15 protein-coding genes are annotated in these 21591 nt (G+C 37.1%); 12 read left to right on the top strand and 3 right to left on the bottom strand.

Annotated elements, in window-relative coordinates; translation table 11 throughout:
• Positions 1 to 142: 142 nt before the first annotated feature.
• On the bottom strand, positions 143 to 2680 hold the full coding sequence (locus tag AC21OH_RS05870) for a Lon protease family protein (protein WP_487371272.1): 2538 nt from the start codon (positions 2678 to 2680) through the stop codon (positions 143 to 145).
• Between the two features lie 252 nt (positions 2681 to 2932).
• On the opposite strand from AC21OH_RS05870, the gene rsmG reads away from it, so the two are divergent.
• The 8 genes from rsmG (at position 2933) to AC21OH_RS05830 (ending at position 12186) form a co-directional block, all read left to right on the top strand.
• Positions 2933 to 3604 carry a 16S rRNA (guanine(527)-N(7))-methyltransferase RsmG gene (gene rsmG / locus AC21OH_RS05865; protein WP_487371271.1) on the top strand — a complete coding sequence of 224 codons (672 nt, stop codon included), beginning with the start codon at positions 2933 to 2935 and terminating at the stop codon, positions 3602 to 3604.
• 214 nt (positions 3605 to 3818) lie between these two features.
• Positions 3819 to 4574 (top strand): ParA family protein, encoded by a 756-nt coding sequence (locus AC21OH_RS05860; protein WP_487371270.1) that lies wholly within the window; start codon positions 3819 to 3821, stop codon positions 4572 to 4574.
• A gap of 327 nt (positions 4575 to 4901) precedes the next feature.
• Complete coding sequence (locus tag AC21OH_RS05855) at positions 4902 to 6104, top strand: ParB/RepB/Spo0J family partition protein (protein WP_487371269.1); 1203 nt, start codon at positions 4902 to 4904, stop codon at positions 6102 to 6104.
• A gap of 192 nt (positions 6105 to 6296) precedes the next feature.
• Positions 6297 to 8114 carry a lipid A export permease/ATP-binding protein MsbA gene (gene msbA, locus AC21OH_RS05850; RefSeq protein ID WP_487371268.1) on the top strand — a complete coding sequence of 606 codons (1818 nt, stop codon included), beginning with the start codon at positions 6297 to 6299 and terminating at the stop codon, positions 8112 to 8114.
• Between the two features lie 41 nt (positions 8115 to 8155).
• Positions 8156 to 9304 carry a tetraacyldisaccharide 4'-kinase gene (gene lpxK, locus AC21OH_RS05845; protein ID WP_487371267.1) on the top strand — a complete coding sequence of 383 codons (1149 nt, stop codon included), beginning with the start codon at positions 8156 to 8158 and terminating at the stop codon, positions 9302 to 9304.
• A gap of 110 nt (positions 9305 to 9414) precedes the next feature.
• Positions 9415 to 10263, top strand: coding sequence for a 3-deoxy-manno-octulosonate cytidylyltransferase (gene kdsB / locus AC21OH_RS05840; RefSeq protein ID WP_487371266.1), 849 nt, complete (start codon positions 9415 to 9417; stop codon positions 10261 to 10263).
• A 230-nt stretch (positions 10264 to 10493) separates the two neighbouring features.
• On the top strand, positions 10494 to 11663 hold the full coding sequence (locus AC21OH_RS05835; RefSeq protein ID WP_487371265.1) for a DNA polymerase III delta subunit-related protein: 1170 nt from the start codon (positions 10494 to 10496) through the stop codon (positions 11661 to 11663).
• A 190-nt stretch (positions 11664 to 11853) separates the two neighbouring features.
• A complete protein-coding gene (locus AC21OH_RS05830) occupies positions 11854 to 12186 on the top strand; it encodes a PilZ domain-containing protein (protein ID WP_487371264.1) in 333 nt (110 codons plus the stop codon).
• A 262-nt stretch (positions 12187 to 12448) separates the two neighbouring features.
• On the opposite strand, the gene AC21OH_RS05825 is transcribed toward AC21OH_RS05830, so the two are convergent.
• The gene (locus AC21OH_RS05825) at positions 12449 to 14347 is read right to left on the bottom strand and encodes an acetyl-CoA C-acetyltransferase (protein ID WP_487371263.1); all 1899 of its coding nucleotides are present in this window, start codon (positions 14345 to 14347) and stop codon (positions 12449 to 12451) included.
• A gap of 529 nt (positions 14348 to 14876) precedes the next feature.
• Between AC21OH_RS05825 and AC21OH_RS05820 the strand changes: the two genes are divergently transcribed.
• The 4 genes from AC21OH_RS05820 to AC21OH_RS05805 all read left to right on the top strand — a co-directional run bounded on the left by AC21OH_RS05820 (position 14877) and on the right by AC21OH_RS05805 (position 20144).
• Positions 14877 to 16277: a 3-oxoacyl-ACP reductase gene (locus AC21OH_RS05820; RefSeq protein ID WP_487370966.1), complete on the top strand. Its 1401-nt coding sequence runs from the start codon at positions 14877 to 14879 to the stop codon at positions 16275 to 16277.
• A gap of 355 nt (positions 16278 to 16632) precedes the next feature.
• Positions 16633 to 17529 (top strand): MaoC family dehydratase, encoded by an 897-nt coding sequence (locus AC21OH_RS05815; RefSeq protein ID WP_487370965.1) that lies wholly within the window; start codon positions 16633 to 16635, stop codon positions 17527 to 17529.
• Between the two features lie 476 nt (positions 17530 to 18005).
• Positions 18006 to 18512, top strand: coding sequence for a protein tyrosine phosphatase family protein (locus tag AC21OH_RS05810; protein ID WP_487370964.1), 507 nt, complete (start codon positions 18006 to 18008; stop codon positions 18510 to 18512).
• Between the two features lie 150 nt (positions 18513 to 18662).
• Positions 18663 to 20144 carry a serine hydrolase domain-containing protein gene (locus AC21OH_RS05805; RefSeq protein ID WP_487370970.1) on the top strand — a complete coding sequence of 494 codons (1482 nt, stop codon included), beginning with the start codon at positions 18663 to 18665 and terminating at the stop codon, positions 20142 to 20144.
• A gap of 85 nt (positions 20145 to 20229) precedes the next feature.
• Here the strand turns inward: AC21OH_RS05805 and AC21OH_RS05800 are convergent, their stop codons facing one another.
• Complete coding sequence (locus AC21OH_RS05800) at positions 20230 to 21465, bottom strand: cation:proton antiporter (protein WP_487370963.1); 1236 nt, start codon at positions 21463 to 21465, stop codon at positions 20230 to 20232.
• Positions 21466 to 21591 lie beyond the last annotated feature (126 nt).

Here is a 21591-nt window from a genome sequence, read left to right as displayed (position 1 = left end):
TGTATAGTTTGCGAACTCAGTAGAATGCTAAAAATAAGTTATTAACTTAACATCTGTACTGATAGTCTTGAACTTTATTTTAATCTAAATCTTCATAATAGTTATTCGTATTGGTAATCATACTGTTATTTGAATTGCTATTTTAATTTTTATTCGCATCGCTATTTGAGTCTATATTTGGTTTTAAGTTGAGTTCATCTTGCATACTATCTGGTGGATTGAGTTGATCTTCCCATTTTTTTAGATTTTTAATCACTCTACCAAATAAAGTTGATTTTCTATAACGACCTTTTTTATTTACGTGGTCTACTAGCTTTTCCGATAAAATAGTCAGTGCTTCACTTAAAGTATCAACCGCATATAAGATGAATTCTTCCTCTTTTACAGATTGTATAATATCATCTCTTAGCATCAGTTGAGTGATATTTGCTGATGGTATAATCACCCCTTGCGTGCCCGTCAGGCCTTGATGCAAGCAAGCATCATAAAACCCTGCTATTTTTGTATTAATACCACCAACCGCTTGTACTCTTCCTAACTGATTCATAGAGCCAGTTATCGCCAGCGATTGAGAAATAGAAACATCAGACAATGCAGATAATAAGGCACACGCCTCAGACAAGGTAGCACTATCACCATCAATATGTGCATAACTTTGTTCAAAGGCTAGTGATGCGGTAAAGTTTAAGGGCTCATAAGGGCTAAACAGAGCACGTAAGTAACTGTTCATGATAAGCATGCCTTTGGCATGTAAGCTGCCGCCAAGCTCGACATCACGTTCGATATCTAATATATCACCTGATCCAGTACTATTTTGTAATACCGCGGTTAATAAAGCGGGCATGCCAAACTCACTATTGGCATAATCTACAATAGTTAACGCATTAATTTGACCCACCGCATAGCCTTTTGTATTTATCAGCTGTTGACCATCCGTTATCTCTTGCAAATACAGCTCTTTTAAATAATCGGACCGGTAGTCCTTATCATCAATGGCTTTTTTGACATGACTGTATTCAACTAACACTGTGTTTCGCTGATCAGAGATACGATTGGATTCAAGCATAAGTTGTATCAGATGATCTGAGTGCAAGCTCAATTTGTTTTGATTTTCGCTTAATAAGCTTAAATATTCAAGTATGGTGGCTTGTGCAGCCGCGTCAAAATGCTTTAGATGATATTTATGGATTATATCCGCCATTTTTGAAGACATAGCTATTTCATTATCAGAATCTCTTGAAAGCTCATCATGGAAGTCTGCTCTAATCTTAAAGGTGGTATTGAACTCAGCATCAATTTCAGAAAACTGATCGTATAGTTCAGGCTCACCTAAGATGACTACTTTTACATTTAAAGGTATGGGTTCAGGATGTAAAGTGACACCGCCCATTAAGTCGCTTTGACGGTAGTTTGAAAGCTCAACCTGTCTGGATTGTAGGGTTCTTTTTAAAGCGCGCCATGCGTCAATGTGTTCAGCCAAGTGTCCTGCTTCGATAATTAAATACCCACCGTTCGCTTCATGTAGGGCGCCTGGCTGGATCAGCATGTGATTAGTAACCGTTGTACCAGACTTTAGAGAGTTACCTATAAAACCAATTAAATTATTCAACTTAGGGTAAGGTTCAAATAATATAGGCGCATTGTCATTGGTGTACTTCAAATCGCAACGGGCATGTTTAGAGGATTCTGAAGAAATATATTCTTTTGAGACCGTATCACTTGAGTCAGCGTCATTAAAGACCGTTTCGTTAGACGCAGCGTCCTTATCGAACAAATCACTTAATATCGTTTTATAAATGACATTATCAGAGTTACCATTTTGATGGCTTTGACACTGTTTAGTCTGAGTGACCATGATGTTTAAAGCATAGCGAGTAGGAATTAATTCTAAATCATCGCATATAAATCGATCATCTTCGCCACTTGCAATTACGTCAGCATTTTTAATCATGTCATTTTGAATATGAATTAGATAATTATATAGCTTATTATAATCCTTATAAGTTTTAAGTAACTTATCAAACCTACTTTTAATCGATTCTTGCGCAATGCGGCTAGGGTCCTGAGGATGAAAATCGATAGAATATAAATCGTCGGTAGTAGGGGTATGGTTATCTTTATCTTCAGAACTATGATATAGGATCGACTCTGTGTTGAGGGCATTAAACTTATGTTCATTTAGTTTATGGAACTTTAACCTATCATTGAGTAAATTCCATATTTCAAGTATTGTTTTTTTTATCACAGGTGCATGTGAAGCGGGAAGAGCAATAGCAAGGGGACGTCGAGGATTCTCAAAGTTATAAACATATACCCAATCGCATACATCCTGATTAGCTGGGTATTGTAAACGACCTTCACGCTGTAAAAACTGAGTAATAAAGGTTCTTTTGCCTAATCCATTTTCGCCCACTGCAAATACATGATAACCCTGAGCGTGGATATCAATAGCAGTTCGGAGTGCATGAATCGCACGGTCTTGACCAAGAGCAGGGTCTACAGTTGGTGTATCGGCTGTCGTAGTTGGTAATATGTCGGGATCAGTGTATTTTTTTAATTTTATTATATCAATGACACATTGGGTTTTAATGTGATCGATAGTGGCCTTATCTTGTTCATGCTTAATATCGGATTTAATAATAGGGGTTTGATTAGTATTGGTGCTAATGTCTTTATTCATATTCGATTACTGTAAAGTTTAAAATGTGCATAAAATTTGAGATGATATCTTATAAATAATTGAACGTGTTATAATGCTTCGTTATGTTGACCCTAAGGGATATGAAGAGTTTATTTGTACCAAGTGTGTCAAGATAGTCCCTTATTGCTTATAGCATTGTTTAAATAGCATTGTTCAAATAGTATCGTTTAAATAGTCGATTTTTTTATACCGTTGATCAAATATAACCTTATGCAGTAGAGTATCTCAATTATGATAACAAGCTCTGATTTTTTTGTAATTAAAAATGATATAGACCGCTTGGAGAAGCTACTAGATGATGCCGTCACTCAATTAAATCTAAACTTAGATACCGAGCAGCGCTGGACACTGTTATTATATTTAGATAAGTTGCTGTTTTGGAATAAAACCTATAATTTGACAGCTATTAAGCAACCTAAAGAAGCGCTAATAAAGCACATTATCGACTGCTTGGCGATAGTGCCTCATTTAAAGCCGGGTAGACTACTTGATATAGGTACTGGTGCAGGTTTGCCAAGTGTTATTATAGCGATTTGTGAGCCGCATCGAGAAGTAACGGCATTAGATAGTAATTCAAAAAAGATTAGATTCATAAGGCAGTTGGTGAGTGAGCTTAATATAAAGAACGTAAGTCCCATTGCCAGTAGGATTGAGAACTATACTTTAGATGACACTGACAAGTATGATGTTGTCACCTCAAGAGCGTTCGCAAGTTTAACTGATTTTGTAGAGGCAGCTACACCGCGATTAGCTAAAGATGGCTGCCTGCAGGCTATGAAGGGTTTAATTCCTACTGAGGAGGAGTTAAACCAATTCACGCATGAGTGGCATGTAGAAAGTTTGCCTTTAGACGTGCCCTTTTTAAATGAAACGCGTCACATTATCGAGCTTTATAAGAAATAATCAAACACATGTTTAATCAAATGCACTTCATAAAGACAGGTGCTGTTAAACACATACTCTTTATTTATGCACATACTTTATATTAATTAACATACTGTTTATTATAAAAAGTTTAGCTGCCAATGATCCCAGTACATACATTTAAAAGCAAGCATCAAGATATTCATTGCTCCATATTGACTATTTAATAGATCCTAGGTAAAAAAGTAACGTTATGGAAATACTCGCTATTGCAAACCAAAAAGGTGGTGTCGGTAAAACCACGACAGCTGTAAACCTTGCTTCATGTTTGGCAGCTCGGCGTAAAAAAGTATTGCTTATTGATTTAGACCCTCAGGGTAATGCCACAACAGGTACTGGACTTGAAAAGCGTGATCTAGCGTTGTCAATTGCCGATGTACTGCTTGAAGGCGTGAGTATTAAGGAGGCAACGTATCAAAGTCCTGCAGGATTTGATGTGGTTGGCTCAAATCGAGATCTATCCGGAATTGATATTACGCTTATGGGTAAGAATGACAGTCATTTATTATTAGATACCGCATTGGATTCTGTAGAGGGATATGATTACGTTATTATCGACTGTGCGCCCAGTCTTAATCTATTAACCATTAATGCAATGGTCGCCACGCAAGGTGTGATCATACCTATGCAATGTGAGTATTATGCACTGGAAGGTTTGGCTGATTTGTCCCAAACTATCGAAAGATTAAAAGAATTAAATCCTGATTTACATATTAGAGGCGTTTTACGCACCTTATTTGATGCAAGAAATACACTTGCAAATGATGTCTCAGAAGAGCTTGAATCGCATTTTGGTGAGATTATGTTCAAAACCATTATTCCAAGGAATATACGACTTGCAGAAGCACCTGCTCATGGTATGCCAGTAATTGATTACGATAAAAGTTCAAAAGGTGCACAGGCCTATCGCAAACTTGCGTCTGAAATTATAAGACAAAGCAGACAGTAGTTAATATTTAGCCTTATACATTTATAGTTGAGTCATAATTAATGGCGTCAATATGGTTAAGTTTGTGCTAAAGTAATTCAATAAAAATAATCATTAACCTTGCAAGCTTTGTACAATCCATTAAAATAGTCGTCCCTAAATAGTTCAACCGAATTGAAGTATTATTATATTTCATTTAATTAAATAGTTTGTATTTAAATTGGAAATATTATTTAATTTAATTGATATAAAAGTATTCACGGTTATTATGGTAGCTGCGCTGGGTTATATTATTTTAATTTTGAAAATTTATAGATCAGATAAGCAAGCAGTAGAGGATAAACTAACATGGCAAAGAAGCGCGGATTAGCAGCAAACCGAGGGTTAGATGCTCTTCTTGGATCTATAAAAAAAGAAAAAGAAATTACTGCTGATGCCTTGCGCGATGACTCGCAAAATATTGGATCGTCAGACGACAATGCTCCTTCAGACAATGGCATGACAGAGAATGGTACACCATATAAAAATGCTTCAGCTATTGATAAAAAAACTAAAAAATCAAACAGGCGTACCGCAAATAAGAAACCAGCTGTTAAACCGTCTACGCGAAATGCTAAAGACGATACCGACTCAATAGGTAGTCCTTTATTTAAAGATGCACTAACGGAAGATTCGCTATTAGCTAATTCGAGCTCTAAAACGAGTGCGCAAAAAGTAGGTTTTGATGACTCAAATTCTGCTGATGAAGATATGTCGCTTGTACAAATGCGTATAGAGCGTTTACAAGCGGGTAAATATCAGCCCAGACGTGATATGAGCGAAACGGCATTGGCTGAATTGGCTTCCTCTATTAAGCAGCACGGTGTGATGCAGCCTATTGTCATTAGACCACTACTGGCCAACGAAGAAAAAAAATCCAAACGGGTAACGCACGAAATTATTGCAGGTGAACGTCGCTGGCGAGCAGCAAAATTAGCTGGTCAAACAACGATACCTGCCATTGAGCGTGCTTTGTCTGATGAATTAGCGATTGCTTTAGCGCTGATTGAAAATATACAGCGTGAAGATTTGTCTGTCATTGAGCAAGCGGCTGCGTTACAGCGGTTTCACACTGAGTTTGGTATGAGTCATGCCATGATTGCAGATGTAGTCGGTAAAGCAAGAACCACTGTATCTAATCTACTTCGATTAAATCACTTACATGACGATGTCAAAAACCATCTTAGTGAGAGTCATTTAGATATGGGGCATGCAAGAGCCTTGCTGTCTTTGTCCTCAGATCAACAGCCAGTTATCGCTCAAAGAATTATCGATGAGTCTATGACAGTTCGGGATGCAGAAAAACTCGTTAAATCGATTTTAAATCCTGAACCAAAAAAAGACACAAAACCTAAATCTGATATAGATGTTGAGAAACTCAATCAAAAACTTTCAGACTATTTGGGTGCCACTGTCAAATTAAAACAGAAAAAAGGCGGTAAGGGCAGTGTTGAGATATTTTTTCATAGTCATGATGAGCTAGAAAGTTTATTAGCGCACTTTAAACGTTAAGTCATATTTTTATTCTATAATTAGAATCCTTCATCTTTAGTCTATAAACTTCATTTTTAATTCAATATCGTATTTTAAAAACCATTAAATCCTTGATGCTTTTTAAAAGCTTAGAATTGCAGTTTTATGAATTATGTGGTTTATCTGGCTATAAATTTTATGCTTCGCATGTCAAATTATAAAGGGCAATAGATGACTCAGCATAAACCCAATGTACAGTCTACAGCTGCAAAAGTACAAAAAGTTCAGTCAGAGGGTGTTATCAACCTTAATCAGCCTCCTGTAAAGATAAGCAGTGCACAAACCTATTTAAGACTGTTAAAGTATGTCAAAAAATACTGGTGGGCAATCTTATTAACCATCATCGGTTTTGCTATTAATTCAGCCACTGAGGTTGGTATTGCCAAGTTGATTCAGTTTATAACTGATGCGATAAATAATGGAACCCAAGAACAAAGAAATTTGTTCCCTGTATTGATTATCGCGATATTTCTAATTCGCGGCGTGGGATCATTCTTAGGAAATTATTTTACGGCCCTTATTTCGAGAAACATCGTCTATGAAATGCGTGTTGAGGTATTTGATAAGCTTTTAAAGCTGCCTAACTCTTTTTTTATTGAAAACCCATCAGGCACCATATCTTCGAAGTTAATCTTCGATGTCGAGCAAGTGACCGCCGCAAGCACTGATTCTTTAAAGACCATATTGAGAGATGGGCTAACAGTCATCGCTCTACTTAGCTTTTTATTATACTCAAATTGGCGCTTGACCCTTATCTTATTTGTCGTACTACCCCCAATTCTATATATAATAAAGATAGCTTCAAAGCGCTATCTTAAGCTTTCAAAAGGTATTCAACAGACAATGGGAGAGGTGAGCCATATTACTAATGAGGTAATCAGTGGTTATCATGTTGTCAAAAACTACGGTGGTCAAGAATATGAACACAGAAGATTTGATGCCGCATCACTAAGAAACCTTAAACAAGGCATGAAAGTCGTTGTTACTAATAGTATTAATACACCTGCCGTTCAACTATTAATGGCCGCCGCTATGTCGGTTGTCGTCTGGCTCGCCTTACGTCCTGAGGTTATGGAAGGCACAACAGCAGGCGAGTTTATTGCCTATTTGACAGCCGCAGGGTTACTAAGTAAGCCAGTTAGAGCTTTAACTGATGTTAATCAGAAGCTTCAAAGAGGGATTGCTGCGGGTCAATCAATCTTCACATTACTTGATCAGCCAGAAGAAGTCGATACAGGTATTCAAACCGACTCAGTTGAAGGTAATATTCGCTTTGATAGTATATCGATGCAATACCCAGATGGTACCAAAGCTCTCAATAACTTTGACTTATTTATTAATGCGGGTGAAACAGTCGCCATAGTGGGTAAAAGTGGGGCTGGTAAAACCACACTGGTCAATTTATTAACCCGAACATTAGATCCAACTAGTGGTACCGTTTATATTGATGATATTCCTTTAAATGATATATCTTTAAAGTCTTTAAGATCTCAAATTGCGACCGTAAATCAACAAGTTGTCCTTTTTAATGAATCTGTCAAGCACAATATCGCATACGGTGATTTGGCTAATAAGTCAGATGAAGAGGTTATTGAAGCGGCTAAAGCTGCATTTGCACATGAATTTATTATGAATTTACCAGAGGGTTATAACAGCTCAATTGGTGCTGAAGGTTTACAGTTATCAGGCGGTCAGCGGCAAAGGTTATCTATAGCACGTGCACTCTTAAAAAATGCCCCTATTTTGATTTTGGATGAAGCAACAAGTGCATTGGATAACGAGTCGGAGTATTATATTCAAAAAGCATTAAATAATGTGATGCAAAATAGAACAACTATCGTTATTGCACATCGATTAACTACTATCGAAGCAGCCGATAAAATAGTAGTTATGGATAAAGGTCTTATCGTTGAGGTAGGCAATCATGACGAGCTCATGAATTTATCAGGGCAATATGCCCAAATGTATGCAAGAGACTTTGAAGAATAAATTCTATTGACTTTAAACACTAAGGATCACTATATACCCCTATGACCGATGAAGACTCGTCAACCCCTATAGATTCCTTTAAGTCTACTTCAAGCCTTGAGGTAGGTATGGTTGCGGCGTGGCAGTCTCAAGCTTGGTGGTTATGGTTACTTCTACCATTTAGTTGGGTATATGGAATTGCTATTGTTATAAGGCGGCAGTTATATGATAAGGGGTTACTAACCAAATATCGGGCGCCTGTACCAGTTATGATTGTGGGTAACATAACCGTGGGCGGTAGTGGTAAAACGCCTTTGATAATTGAGCTGGTTAACTACCTACAACAAAAAAACGTCAAGGTAGGAGTCATTAGCCGAGGATATGGCGGCAATGAGGCTTCAATGCCTAAGTTTGTTACTCGCGATAGTCAGCCCATTGAGGTAGGAGATGAGCCGTGCTTAATCGTTAGGCGAACTGGGGTTAGTATGGCGGTATCACCTAATAGACAGTTAGCGATTGAGTGTGTTTTAGGTCATGCGCCTGATACCCAGTTAATCATTGCTGATGATGGTTTACAGCATTATAAACTCAAGCGAGATATAGAATGGATAGTTGTTGATAGTGCGCGCGGGTTTGGTAATAAGCAGCTGCTGCCTACAGGATTTTTAAGAGAGCCAATAAGTCGTTTAAATGACGCTACCGTTATATATCACATTGCACCAAACGTTAAGGACTCTAATCACCCTCATTCAATCGACACCAAAAATACGATACATGATCAGCTTCCTAAGTACCAGCTTTCTATGCACCTTGAAGCTGACGTTTTACAGCCTTTATTGATTAACGATACCGTAGTAGATAGCGAGGGTGGTAATGCATTTACGTTTAACCCTTCAAACAAAAAGGTATACGCCATGAGCGGTATAGGCTATCCCAAACGTTTTTTTAACATACTTAAGTCGCAAGGTTTTGAGGTTATTGAAGTCCCTATGCCTGATCATCATAAATTTAAAGAAGAAGATTTATTATCACGAACCGATTATCCGATTGTCATTACCTCAAAAGATGCTGTGAAAATTGGACCTTTAGCTAGATCTAACAGTCAAATTGCGAAAATGTCTATCTGGGTTTTACCTGTTAACGCTGAATTATCTAATAAATGTTATGATGTTTTGCACAAACAATTGAGACAAATTGGTATTGATTACTGAAGGCAAAATACTTTCAAAGTTGTATTAGTATATCTTATAGTGGTTTAGCAAATTACTGTTTCAGCACACCATAATCTTTTGAAATTTAGGTAATTAGATGGGCCTTAAAAATGAATAAAAATATTATGTTAGGCAAACAACCTAAAGTACACATTGTCATTCCTGCACGTTTTCAAAGTAGCCGATTACCTGGAAAGCCTTTGTTAAACATTCATAATAAACCCATGATTTTGTGGGTTGCAGAAAAAGCCTATCAAGCTGATTTTGCAGATGACCTATGTATCGCCACTGACGATGAACGTATTAGACAGGTATGCGAGTCAGCGGGCTTTAACGTTGTCATGACAGATGCCAATCATGTCTCTGGTACTGATAGGCTAAGTGAAGTTGCACAGATTAAAAAATGGTCTGCTGATGATATAGTCATCAATATGCAAGGTGATGAACCTCTTGTACCGCCTGTATTATTAAAGCAAGTCAGAGATTTATTAGTTGATAGTCCCGATAGTGTCATGTCTACTTTATATGAACCCATAACAACTCTTGATGAATTTAAAAGACCGTCTGCTGTAAAAGTTGTGGTAGATGCTTTAGGTCATGCTTTATATTTTAGCCGCGCGCCTATTCCTTTTGACAGAGTATCTATAAATAACGAAACTAACAAAACTAATGGACCTAACGTATCCAATAAACTAGCGTCAACTGCCTCAATAGCGTCATCCATTATGGGTATGCGTCATTTAGGAATATATGGATACCGAGTTAAGTTACTCCAAGACTTTGTAAAGTGGCCTAAAGGCGTTTTAGAAGGGCTTGAAAGTTTAGAGCAATTACGCGTGTTAGAGAATGGTAAAAAGATTGCTATCGCTCAAGCGCTATTAGAATTACCCGCCGGCGTAGATACCCAGCAAGATTTAGATCGACTTAACCAAATGCCTGTTAGTGTTTTTCACAATTAAGTATCTTTCTACATATTATGGGTTAAAGGTTTTATATTAAAAATTACGTGTCTAAAAATACAAGCTTATAGTTTAATATAAACCTAATCGTTTAATCATAGAACCACGATGACATTTTGTTAAATGAATATAAATTAGAACTAAAAAAAGATGGAAGTATTAAATTAATTTCTCAATATAAATACTCAATAAAAGTACTCAATAAAAGTACTCATTAAAAGAAGCTAGCGATGAATAATGAAGGGCATACAGGTGCCGAAGAATTAGCATATTTTAGACCAATTCTACCTTGGCAGGTTAGTGCGTGGCATCAACTATTAGATAGACATGAAAAATTACCACATGGCCTATTGTTCTCAAGCATGGCGGGTACTGGTAAACGACAATTTGTATGGCGGTTTGTCGCATGGCTGCTATGTGATAACCGTGGTAATGATAACCAAGGGTTAAAGCATAATGAAGGTCTCAGCTATGATAATGCGTGCGGACATTGTGAGAGCTGTATTTGGTTGAAATCAGGTACGCATCCTGATTTTATGGTACTGCCTGCAGGCAGTTTGCCTATAAAATCTGAAGACAATTTGAATCAAGCTAAAAAAGACACGACAAAAAAAACCAAACCGTCTAAAACTAAAGCTAATATTGATAAAAAAACGCCGTTAACATCTATCAAAGTTGATGACATAAGACATCTACAGCCTTTTATTAATCAAGGAAGTTCTGGCAGAAGAATATGTGTAATTGATAATGCTGATTCTATGACCACCGCAGCTGCCAATGCTTTACTCAAAACACTTGAAGAGCCTAGAGAGGGTATACTACTACTGCTAATAACAGATATGCCCTCCAAGTTGCTGCCCACAATAAAAAGCCGCGTCCAGCATGTGACTTTGGAGTCCAAAAATTCTGACGACATGATCTCGTATCTGAAGAATCGTATTATAGCTGAACAAATGATACCTTATAATGATGATCATCAATTAAGCCAACAAGTTTTACAGGGTTTGCAACTTGCGAATGGTGCCCCTTTAGCTGCTCTAGACTTACTAGCATCTGACTGGTATCAGCAGCGCGATAATTGGATAAAGGTATGGCTGGCACTTAAATCTGGTAAACGGTCTAGTATTGCTGCCAGTGAATACTGGCAAAAAACATTAACTTTGGAGGATTTGCTAAAGCTTTCTGAAATTATGTTAATGGATTTTAGTCGATATATTTTAGGTTTAACGCCATTACAAAGGGATATTGGGTTTGAAGATTATGATTCAATTCAGAATCTAAACATTGAGTCTGTACAAGCAGTTATATCAAATATTTATGATATCAAATTGGCTCAACACCAAAATGTTCAAGATAAAATGGCATATGATAAGTTAACCGAATCTATCGCGCGTTTATAATTAATTTACGGTGATAATAGCTGGGCTTAGAGTTTAGCTTAGAGCGGGGCAAATAACTTAGCTTATAAAAGCCATTGAATCATTCTAATAGCATTAATAATTTAATAGCTTTAATAACCAAAATAGCTTAAATAAATTAAATATTTCAAATAAAAAATAAAAGAAGAGTTGTTACATGGTTGAGCCTAATATGAATAACATAATAGAATATGATATACCTGACAATCATAAACTTTATCTGAGCTATCTACCTTATGTAAAAAATGGGGCGATTTTCATTCCATCTAAGCAGCGGGTAAGTTTAGGCGATACGTTTGAGGTTTCAATAAGCTTGCTAGGATCTAGTGAAAGACAAAATTTTCAAGGTGGGGTGGTTTGGATAAATCATCGAACCCAAGGAAGTCGACCTTCAGGATTTGCAGTGCAACTGAGTAATGATAAAAATGGTTTGGCCATCAAAAGTGAAATTGAAAGAATGTTAGCAGGCATGACTGGTTCACTACAGGCGACATACACAGTTTAGAAGTTTCTTTCATTCAGTATAGTTAGCGAACTACTAACCGGTTAAGGCGTTAACCTCGCTAAGCCTATATGAGTAGAGCTTGCACTCATTTGATTTACGCCCATTTTAGACTTATTTGACTATAGTATTGTTATTGCTATCAAGCGATATTAATTTTATAAGACACAAAAAAAAGAGCCATAAGGCTCTTTTTTTTTATAAATTTACCAAATTATTCATAATTTAAATACATCTGTAATATTAAAAAATCAGTTATTCATTGTTATTTTTCAACAATACAAGTCACACCTTGACCACCCGCTGCACAGATTGAGATTAGGGCACGGCCTGAACCTTTTTGGTCAAGTAGTTTTGCAGCAGTAGCTAATATACGACCACCAGTAGCAGCAAATGGATGACCAGCTGCTAATGAAGAACCATTAACGTTAAGCTTACTACGGTCTATTGATCCAAGTGGCTTATCAAGACCTAAACGTTCTTTACAGAAAGTCTCATCTTCCCATGCAGCAAGCGTTGATAATACTTGAGAAGCAAACGCTTCATGAATCTCATAAAAATCAAAATCTTGCAGAGTTAAGCCTGCACGCTCTAACATACGTGGAACCGCATAGGCAGGTGCCATTAATAGACCTTCTTTAACCCCATCTTTACCAATAAAGTCAACGGCAGCTGTTTCTTGGTGCGTGATATAAGCCAACGTTTTTAAGCCATGCTGCTCAGCCCACTCATCTGTACCTAATAAGACACAAGAGGCACCATCAGTTAATGGGGTAGAGTTAGCAGCAGTCATCGTTGGATTAGCATTACGCTTACCAAATACAGGCTTTAATGAAGACAGTTTCTCAAGTGAAGAATCAGGACGCAAGTTATTATCGCGTGTTAATCCTTTAAAAGGCGTTATCAAATCATCGAAGAAACCTTCTTCATATGCACGAGCTAGATTATGGTGACTGTTAACCGCCAATTCATCTTGATCTTCGCGTGAAATATTCCATTCTAAAGCGGTGATTGCTTGATGTTCACCCATAGACATACCAGTACGAGGCTCACCGTTTTGAGGAGCATCAATTAAGTCTTTAGGATTAATTGAGGTTAAAGCAGCAAGGCGCTGTTTGTTATTTCTAGCAGCACCAAGTTTGATAAGTGCTTTACGTAAGCCGTCACCTACGGCAATTGGCGCATCAGAGGTGGTATCCACACCACCAGTTATAGCAGAATCAATAATACCTAGAGAAATTTTATTCGCTGCTGCAAACGTTGCTTGTAGTCCCGTACCACATGCTTGAGAAATATCATAAGCGGGAGTAAGCGGGTCTAAAGCGGTGTTTAAAGCAGATTCACGAGTAAGGTTTAAGTCTCGGCTTAATTTTAAAACAGCGCCAGCAACCACTTCACCAACACGCTCACCTTGTAGTTCATAACGTTCTACTAAGCCATTTAAAGCCGCGCTTAACATATCAATGTTACTTGCATCAGCGTACGGGCCATTAGATCTTGCGAAAGGTATGCGGTTACCGCCTAAAATTGCAACAGGACGTATTGATGGTGCATTATCTGGCATTGATGGTTCCTTATTAGTATTAGGTTTTGAGTTTGATTTAGAAGTAGAATTAGTGTTTGCGGGTGATTCGGTATTAGTATTAGAAGACGCTGTCTTATCTGAACCTTTCAAGGCTGATTTAGATTTAGATTCAGATTCAGAGTCAGATTTTGTAGTCGTTTGTTCAGATTCTTTTTTAGACTCTTTATTAGCATCTGATTTAGTTGGCTCAGATTTTGGTTTTGAATCAGATTTTGGTTTTGAATCAGTTTTAGTATCAGTAATGCTGCTTTCAGTCTTTTTTGAATCTGCCGATTTAGTATTAGCACTATCAGCAGCGCTTAGATTGTCTGCTTGTTCTGTTTGCTCTTTACGTGCTTCTATAATCTTTTGCTTAGCAGATCTATCTTCACTGATTACTTTGTCAGCTTCAGTTTTAGGAGAATTAGCAACTTGTTCTTTCAAATCTGCAAAATCTGTTTGAGCTTTGGATTTTGTGTTTTGAGTGTTATTATCTGATGTTTCATCAAGAAGCTGTTTGCCATCTTTACTGACAACGGTTGAGGTAATAGGCGCATCTTTTGAAGCATTGGTATCTTTAGGCTGATTGGAATTACTCATTTATTATCCTTATATATTATAAAGTTTCAGGTTTATTATCTAGCGACATAGATAGTCCTAAAACGGTTTTTAAAAAATTAAAACTAAGAAAAAAGTTATAAATAAATCTTAAGTTATGGTGACAATCTTAGGTAACGGCATATCTATTACTATCAAACTTAAACAGAATGAATAAATTGCAAGTAACTTCGTTTATTCAAAAGTTTATATAAGTGTTGATATAGATGATGTTAATTTAAAATCTACATATAACTTCTATAATATTTTATATAGTATCATTGATGACAACAGTTTATAGTAGAAACTATCAAATCATAATATTATTTTATAATTAATTACTATAGTGATAAAATTATGTTTGATTTTAGCATATTCATTATTAATGACATTCTATAAATGATAGTATAATAGCCATCGAATTATTTAATATTTAGTTTGTGTATATACTTCTATATTACGTATTTGAAACATAATTTTAATAAAAATTTTATTTATTACTTAATTAAAATCATTATATCAAGGATTTAGTATGTCAGACCGTTATGGAGAGTTTGTTCAGTCGCCACTAGGTAAAAAAGTAGCTAAAAACTTAGGGTTGCCGCTTCCTACTAAACTGGATCGTTTTAAAGTAGGAGAGAAGGTAGTACGTGGTAGCGTTTTATTTGGTTCAGCCAATGGTGATGACAGTCGTATAAGTGATGCTATTGCAACCACGTTGAATACGCTTCAAGCTGATGTTTATACTGCTGGTAATGATGCGCATCAACAATCATTTAAAACTGCTGATATCGAAACTAATGACAGTGCTGTTAATTCTGATAAGTATAGTGTATTGATATTCGATGCCAGTAATATAAGTAATGCAGCTGACCTAAAACAGATGTATGAATTCTTTCATCCAGTTGCGCGTCAAGTTGAAAAGTCTGGTAGAGTTATTGTTGTTGGTCGTCCACCTGAAGAATGTAAAGAAATAGGTTCAGCGTTGGCACAGCGCTCGCTTGAAGGGTTTGTAAAATCAGTTGGTAAAGAATTTAAAAAAGGTATAACCGCTCAGCTTATTTATGTAAGTGAAGGTGCTGAAGATAATATCGACTCAACTTTACGTTTCTTTGTGTCTGCACGTTCTGCCTATGTTTCAGGACAAGTGGTTCGTATAGGTTCAGGTGACTCTAAACAGGTTGACTGGTCAAAACCTTTAGCTGGTAAAACCATTTTAGTTACTGGTGCGAGCCGAGGTATCGGTGAGTCAATGGCCCGTGTTTTAGCCCGCGATGGTGCCCATGTTATTTGTCTAGACATTCCTCCTCAGCAAGAAGATTTACAAAAAGTTGCTGGAGAGATTGGTGGTTCAACCTTGCCTTTAGACATAACCGCTGAAGATGCTGGTGAGCAAATCGCTGAAGCAGCAGCTAAGCGCAATGGACTTGACGGTATCATTCATAATGCAGGTATTACTCGTGATAAGACACTTGCTAATATGGATGAAAAACAATGGGACATGGTCATTAATATCAACTTGAAAAGTATTGCTAAAGTGAATGACTATTTATTTCAGCATGACGTGTTAAATGAAAATGCTCGTATAGTCTGTGTTTCATCTATTTCAGGCATCGCAGGTAACTTAGGCCAAACTAACTATGCAACTTCTAAAGCCGGTGTTATTGGCTTGGTACAAGCCACCGCTAAAATGCTTAAAGATCAAGGCAAGTCAATTACCATAAATGCAGTTGCTCCAGGTTTCATCGAAACTCAAATGACGGCTGCTATTCCTATGACTATTCGTGAAGCGGGTCGTCGTATGAACTCTATGAGCCAAGGCGGTTTGCCTGTTGATGTGGCGGAAGCAACAGCGTGGTTCGCCTCACCCGCATCAGGTGGTTTAAATGGTAATATTTTACGAGTTTGTGGTCAAAGTTTACTTGGCGCCTAACTATATCTAATTAACGACTTGAAGAATTTGCTAATACGCTTCATTAAACACAAGTTTAATACGCTTTTAGAGCTTAAATCCCTGTCGTTAAAGTATATTAAAGAGCCATCGTAAGATGGCTTTTTTATTGATAATAAGTGCCATATCTCTATTCAAATCTACGATAGTTATTTAAATTATAGATGGTTACTTTAATTAAATATAGTTACTCTAATTAATAATGGTTTTCAACTTAATATGATTAACGGTACGATGCGCTTATGATACTAATACAATGTAAATTATTGCGCATAAAAGATTTAAGAATAGTAAGTTATCATTCATACAATAATAAATCAGTATAAAAGGAGAAAGTATGTCAACTCGTGAATTTTCAAATCTGCCTGAAGCTCGTGAGACCTACATCAAAGTCATTAAATCATTGTTACCCATCATTGGGAAAAGTTCAAAGGGTAAAAAGAATACGTTGCCCGAAGCATCTTATAAGGTTAATGAGTTAAGCATTGACAAATCTAACTTGCAGGATTACCGACGTATCTGTGGGTTTGCAGAAAATGGCCAAATACCGCCAACTTACTTTTCAGTTTTATCTCAATCATTACAAATTAATATGATGGTTGACGAAGCATTTCCATTTGCAATGCTAGGTTTGGTACATGTTGAGAACTCAGTGACTCAGTACCGCCGTATTGCTGACACTGAAACAGTAACAATGACAGTTAGTTTTGCCAACCTTCGTGACCACGACAAAGGCAAACAATTTGATTTTATCACTCAGGTACACACCGATGATGAACTCATTTGGGAAGGTGTGTCTACTTACTTATCACGTCAAAAAACAGACTCTGGTTCAAAAGATAAAAAGTCCAAAGCCGCTACTGAAAAGCCTGAGGTCGGAAAAGACGATATTCACAGTATCTTTTCTGTGCCTGAGGACATTGGTCGACGTTATGCTAAAATTTCAGGCGACTTTAACTTAATACATCTTCATGAATATACGGCAAAAGCGTTTGGATTCCCTAAAGCAATCGCTCATGGTATGTGGTCTAAAGCCAAATGCTTAAGCTTGATGGATTTGCCCGAAGCTTATACGGTTGATGTTGCTTTTAAATTACCTATATTTTTACCCTCTGAAGTCGAATTAATAGGGGATAATTTAAATCAGTTAGACGATAGCAGTAAAGCCGAGTTTAATTTATATAGTGCTAAAAATGATAAACCTCATTTGGCAGGAAAAATTACCAAACGATAATGACGGTCGATATTAAATAAACTTATATATTGTAAAGAGTACTAGTACTATTAATGCTACTAGTATTAGAAATAAAACAAATAGCCAAAGTGTTAAACTTTGGCTATAAGGGTCTGTTGAATATTCAAATATGGAACTGGCGGCGGTTATTTTTTAGGCAATATGCAGGGAAATTATAGACACTTAGTTATTCTAAGTTAGAAAATTTCTCAATATATTGACAAAAAATAGACCCGCCCCGTAGGGCTGATGCTAAAATTGCCCCAACCGTTGTTATAAACCTAGCTAATGTCTAGACATTATCGTCGGTTTATGCCTAGTTTGGAACAATTTTAGCTATCAGCAGTCCTAATGTTTGAATGTTTAACAGACCCTAAAATTTGGGATTTAGTATAATTGGCAAATTGTTTTAAAATAGATATTTATAGCTTTATAAAGATGTTATTCGCAGCTTTTAAACAAACATAGGAGACTTTATGTCGGTAAGTGTTGATGCTCAAAATAATGAACCAAACCACCCAGAATTAACAAAATTACAAAAGGCTTTAGGGTCTAAATTAGTTAATGCTAAATTTCCTGATGTTAGGACTGTAGTAACGGGGAGTTTAACGCCTGAAAAAGTTTCATTAGCAGCTGATGCTGGTATCGAACATATCATTAATTTGCAACCTGAAGATGAGCTCTTATTTGATGAAAAAAAAGAAGCTGAGTCTCATGGCATACATTACACGCACTTGCCTATAGCCAATGAAGATGATTTGAAGCAAGTAAACCTGCTAGAATTTGATAAAGCATTGCGGAGGCACCATGGTAAGAAGACATTGTTGCATTGCGGCTCAGGTAACCGAGTAGGTGCTTGTATGGCATTAAGAGCGGGCTGGTTACGTGGCCGCAAAATGGATACCGCAATACAGCGAGGAAAAGATCATGGATTAACCGGACTAGAAGAAGAAGTCCGTAACCGATTGCTGGTACCCAGATAGCGGATATTAAATAGCTAATATCAAATAGCTAATATCAAATAGCTGATATCAAATAGCTGATATCAAATTGTTGGACTAGCATATCGCCTATCAAATGGATTAACAGATGGCTTTACAGTTGGCTTAAAAACTAAGGATAATTTGAATACTGTGACCAATATGGAACATATAAACCGATCTCTACAAGAAACATTGCAAAAGACCTTGGATAGTCTTCAATTAGAAGATGCCCCTGCAGGTGGCTCCGTTGTGGTTTATTATGATGGTCAATTGATTGCAAGCGTTAGCGTGGGTAAGGCAACCCCAACTCACGAGTGGCATAAACAAACTTTGTCGCTCAACTTTTCGACCGGTAAGGGGGTGTTGGTAACGTTAATCCATATATTAGTGAGTCAAGGATTACTCAATCATAAGGATACGATTGCCAAACATTGGCCACAGTTTGCTCAAAATAATAAGCAAACCATAAGATTAAGAGATGTATTAACGCATAGCGCAGGTTTGTTTGATATACGTTCGATTACTGATACTGCGATCGATATGCAAAATTGGGACTTGATGTTATCACGTATAGAACAAATGCCTACTGCTAAGCCTAAAATGGAAGGTGCTCACAGTGCATATAGTGCATTGGTATCAGGTTGGGTGTTGGGCGGTCTTATAGAAAAAGTGACTAAGTTAAAACTTAATGACGCCCTAAAAAGTTATCTCACTGGACCCTTAGAGATTAGTGAAGAGATGTATTTTGGTGTACCTAGTGATAAAGTGTCTAACGTTGCAAATTTGGTCAAAAACTTTGATGAATTTGATCTACGAGCGCATTCTTCAAGCTCACCCTTGGCAAACAATGATTCAAGATATGGTTCAGGTCAAAATGGATCAGCACGTTCTAAATTAAGAACGCCCAAACCAGTCCTGCGTGAAGATACCGAAAAGACACTAAATACTTATCAACAGTTGCGTAGTTATGACTGCTGGCATCAATTACTAAATAATAATGAATCAATATCTTCTTTAAATAAAACAACATCTGCTAAAAATTCTGAACAAAAAAAAGAACCGCCATTACCACCACTAAAGACGATGGATATAGTGGGTTTATATTTTGATATGAAAGAAATAAACTTTCATGATTTCAAGCATGCGTTAGCCCCACGTGGTAAAGCTGGTTTGGACTATTATACATTTGATACGATGACGGCTAAGATACCAGCGGCAAATAACGTGGCCTCAGCTAATGCATTGGCTAGAATGTATGCCATGCTTGCTAACAAAGGGAAATGGGAAGGAAAGCAGCTCATAAATGCTGAGATATTTGATGATATGACCAACATATATATCGAGGGCCCTGATGCTATCATGCCCGCGACGCAGCCCAATAGTATGTACTGGCGGCTCGGGTATCATCGCGTGTTTAGTCGGTGTGGTAGTGATACTTTGTTACGAACAGCTTTTGGACATATGGGATACAATGGATCGGTAGCGTGGTGCGACCCGAGTCAAAAACTTGCTATGGCATATGTCCATAATTTTGATGTCACCATGAGTACAGATATTCGTCAATTTGCGATTACTGAGACTGTCTTAGACTGGTTTAAACATCATCACCCAACCAGTCATAACATGCTGTAATACCTTAAGGGGTATAAACGCTTACCGATCTTAATTATTTTCATCGCTGTTGTTCACATTTTTTTTGATAAAATATTATGGTTTATTAACCGGACTTTTTCATCAAATAGGGTGCGGTCATACCATGTAGGAATATAGAAATAAAGACGATGATACCTGTTATCAGCCAAAGCGCTTGAGCATCATCTGTAGGGAAAACATCTTTATTCAACGCATATGAAAGATAATAAAAAGACCCAATGCCTTTGATGCCCAAGCTTGAAATAATAAAACGTTCTTTATTTGGTAAGTTTAAACCACTTAGGCCAAACCAGCCTGCTAAAGGACGTATCAAAAGCAAGAACATGATACTCACTGTATAAACCTGCCATGTCAGTTCAACCCCTGAGCTAATACCTTGACCAAGAGCAATACCGAAGAACACCAATACTAATGACATTAAAAGCCCTTCTGATTGTTCAGAAAAGTGGTGCAGCTCTTCGTGGTAGTTATGACCAAGCTCGCCTCTTCGAAAGGTAAATGCTGCAATAAAAACAGCTATAAACCCATAAGACTGTACAAATTCCGCCGCACCGTATGACAACAAAGTTAGCGCAATAATGACATAACCTTGAGAGATAGTGGTCTCTTTCACTTTTCGAGCAAAAACAATTTGTGACATTAATTTGCCAATTATAATGCCAACTACCACACCGACTATAATCTTCCAAAGCACATAAAATGTTATCCATTCATACACAATACTTAAAGATAACCCTTCGGTTTTACCAACATGCTCTGCAGCTAATATGGCTAAGTAGACAAAAGGGAAGGCCAAACCATCATTCAAACCAGCTTCTGAGGTTAACGAGAAGCGGGTGGCATCTTCATTACCTGTGTTTGGTGGCCCAACTTGAATGCTTGATGCAAGTACGGGGTCTGTGGGTGCTAACGCTGCTCCTAATAAAATCGAGGCAGCTAAGCTAAAGCTAAACACGTAATAGCCTAAAGCTGCCATAAGTGCGATACATATCGGCATTGTAATTAATAACAAACGAAGGGTAGGGCGCCAATTTTTATAACTTAAGGGGGTGTCAATCTTAATACCTGCGCCCACAAGCGAAACCAGAACCACCATTTCACACAGCTTTTCTATTACGACGCCGTTCTCCAGTGGACTTAAGAACTTTAATGAGGTCCAAAAATAACCAAGTAGTAAGCCAAAGCTTACTTGAAGCATAGGAAGAGAAATAGGCAGCTTTTTAAACATCAGCGGTGCAAATGCCCCCAATGCGAATGCCGCACCGCACAGTAATAAAAATTGATTATAGTTTTCAATCATGGGTTTATAACGTCTTTATGGTTAAAGGATAGTCAATATTATATAGACTAAAATGCCAGCCGTAGCTGACATTTATATATAAAACGATGCAATTTAAATAAAAAACTCAAAATAACTATTAGATAA

Source organism: Psychrobacter sp. CX10 (assembly GCF_057621575.2).
This window is presented reverse-complemented; position numbering and strand designations above follow the sequence as displayed.

Excerpts from the sequence above, each read along its gene's own strand:
- AC21OH_RS05870 (WP_487371272.1), bottom strand. The coding sequence starts at position 2,680 with ATGAATAAAGACATTAGCACCAATACTAATCAAACCCCTATTATTAAA.
- rsmG (WP_487371271.1), top strand. The coding sequence starts at position 2,933 with ATGATAACAAGCTCTGATTTTTTTGTAATTAAAAATGATATAGACCGC.
- AC21OH_RS05860 (WP_487371270.1), top strand. The coding sequence starts at position 3,819 with ATGGAAATACTCGCTATTGCAAACCAAAAAGGTGGTGTCGGTAAAACC.
- AC21OH_RS05855 (WP_487371269.1), top strand. The coding sequence starts at position 4,902 with ATGGCAAAGAAGCGCGGATTAGCAGCAAACCGAGGGTTAGATGCTCTT.
- msbA (WP_487371268.1), top strand. The coding sequence starts at position 6,297 with ATGACTCAGCATAAACCCAATGTACAGTCTACAGCTGCAAAAGTACAA.
- lpxK (WP_487371267.1), top strand. The coding sequence starts at position 8,156 with ATGACCGATGAAGACTCGTCAACCCCTATAGATTCCTTTAAGTCTACT.
- kdsB (WP_487371266.1), top strand. The coding sequence starts at position 9,415 with ATGAATAAAAATATTATGTTAGGCAAACAACCTAAAGTACACATTGTC.
- AC21OH_RS05835 (WP_487371265.1), top strand. The coding sequence starts at position 10,494 with ATGAATAATGAAGGGCATACAGGTGCCGAAGAATTAGCATATTTTAGA.
- AC21OH_RS05830 (WP_487371264.1), top strand. The coding sequence starts at position 11,854 with ATGAATAACATAATAGAATATGATATACCTGACAATCATAAACTTTAT.
- AC21OH_RS05825 (WP_487371263.1), bottom strand. The coding sequence starts at position 14,347 with ATGAGTAATTCCAATCAGCCTAAAGATACCAATGCTTCAAAAGATGCG.
- AC21OH_RS05820 (WP_487370966.1), top strand. The coding sequence starts at position 14,877 with ATGTCAGACCGTTATGGAGAGTTTGTTCAGTCGCCACTAGGTAAAAAA.
- AC21OH_RS05815 (WP_487370965.1), top strand. The coding sequence starts at position 16,633 with ATGTCAACTCGTGAATTTTCAAATCTGCCTGAAGCTCGTGAGACCTAC.
- AC21OH_RS05810 (WP_487370964.1), top strand. The coding sequence starts at position 18,006 with ATGTCGGTAAGTGTTGATGCTCAAAATAATGAACCAAACCACCCAGAA.
- AC21OH_RS05800 (WP_487370963.1), bottom strand. The coding sequence starts at position 21,465 with ATGATTGAAAACTATAATCAATTTTTATTACTGTGCGGTGCGGCATTC.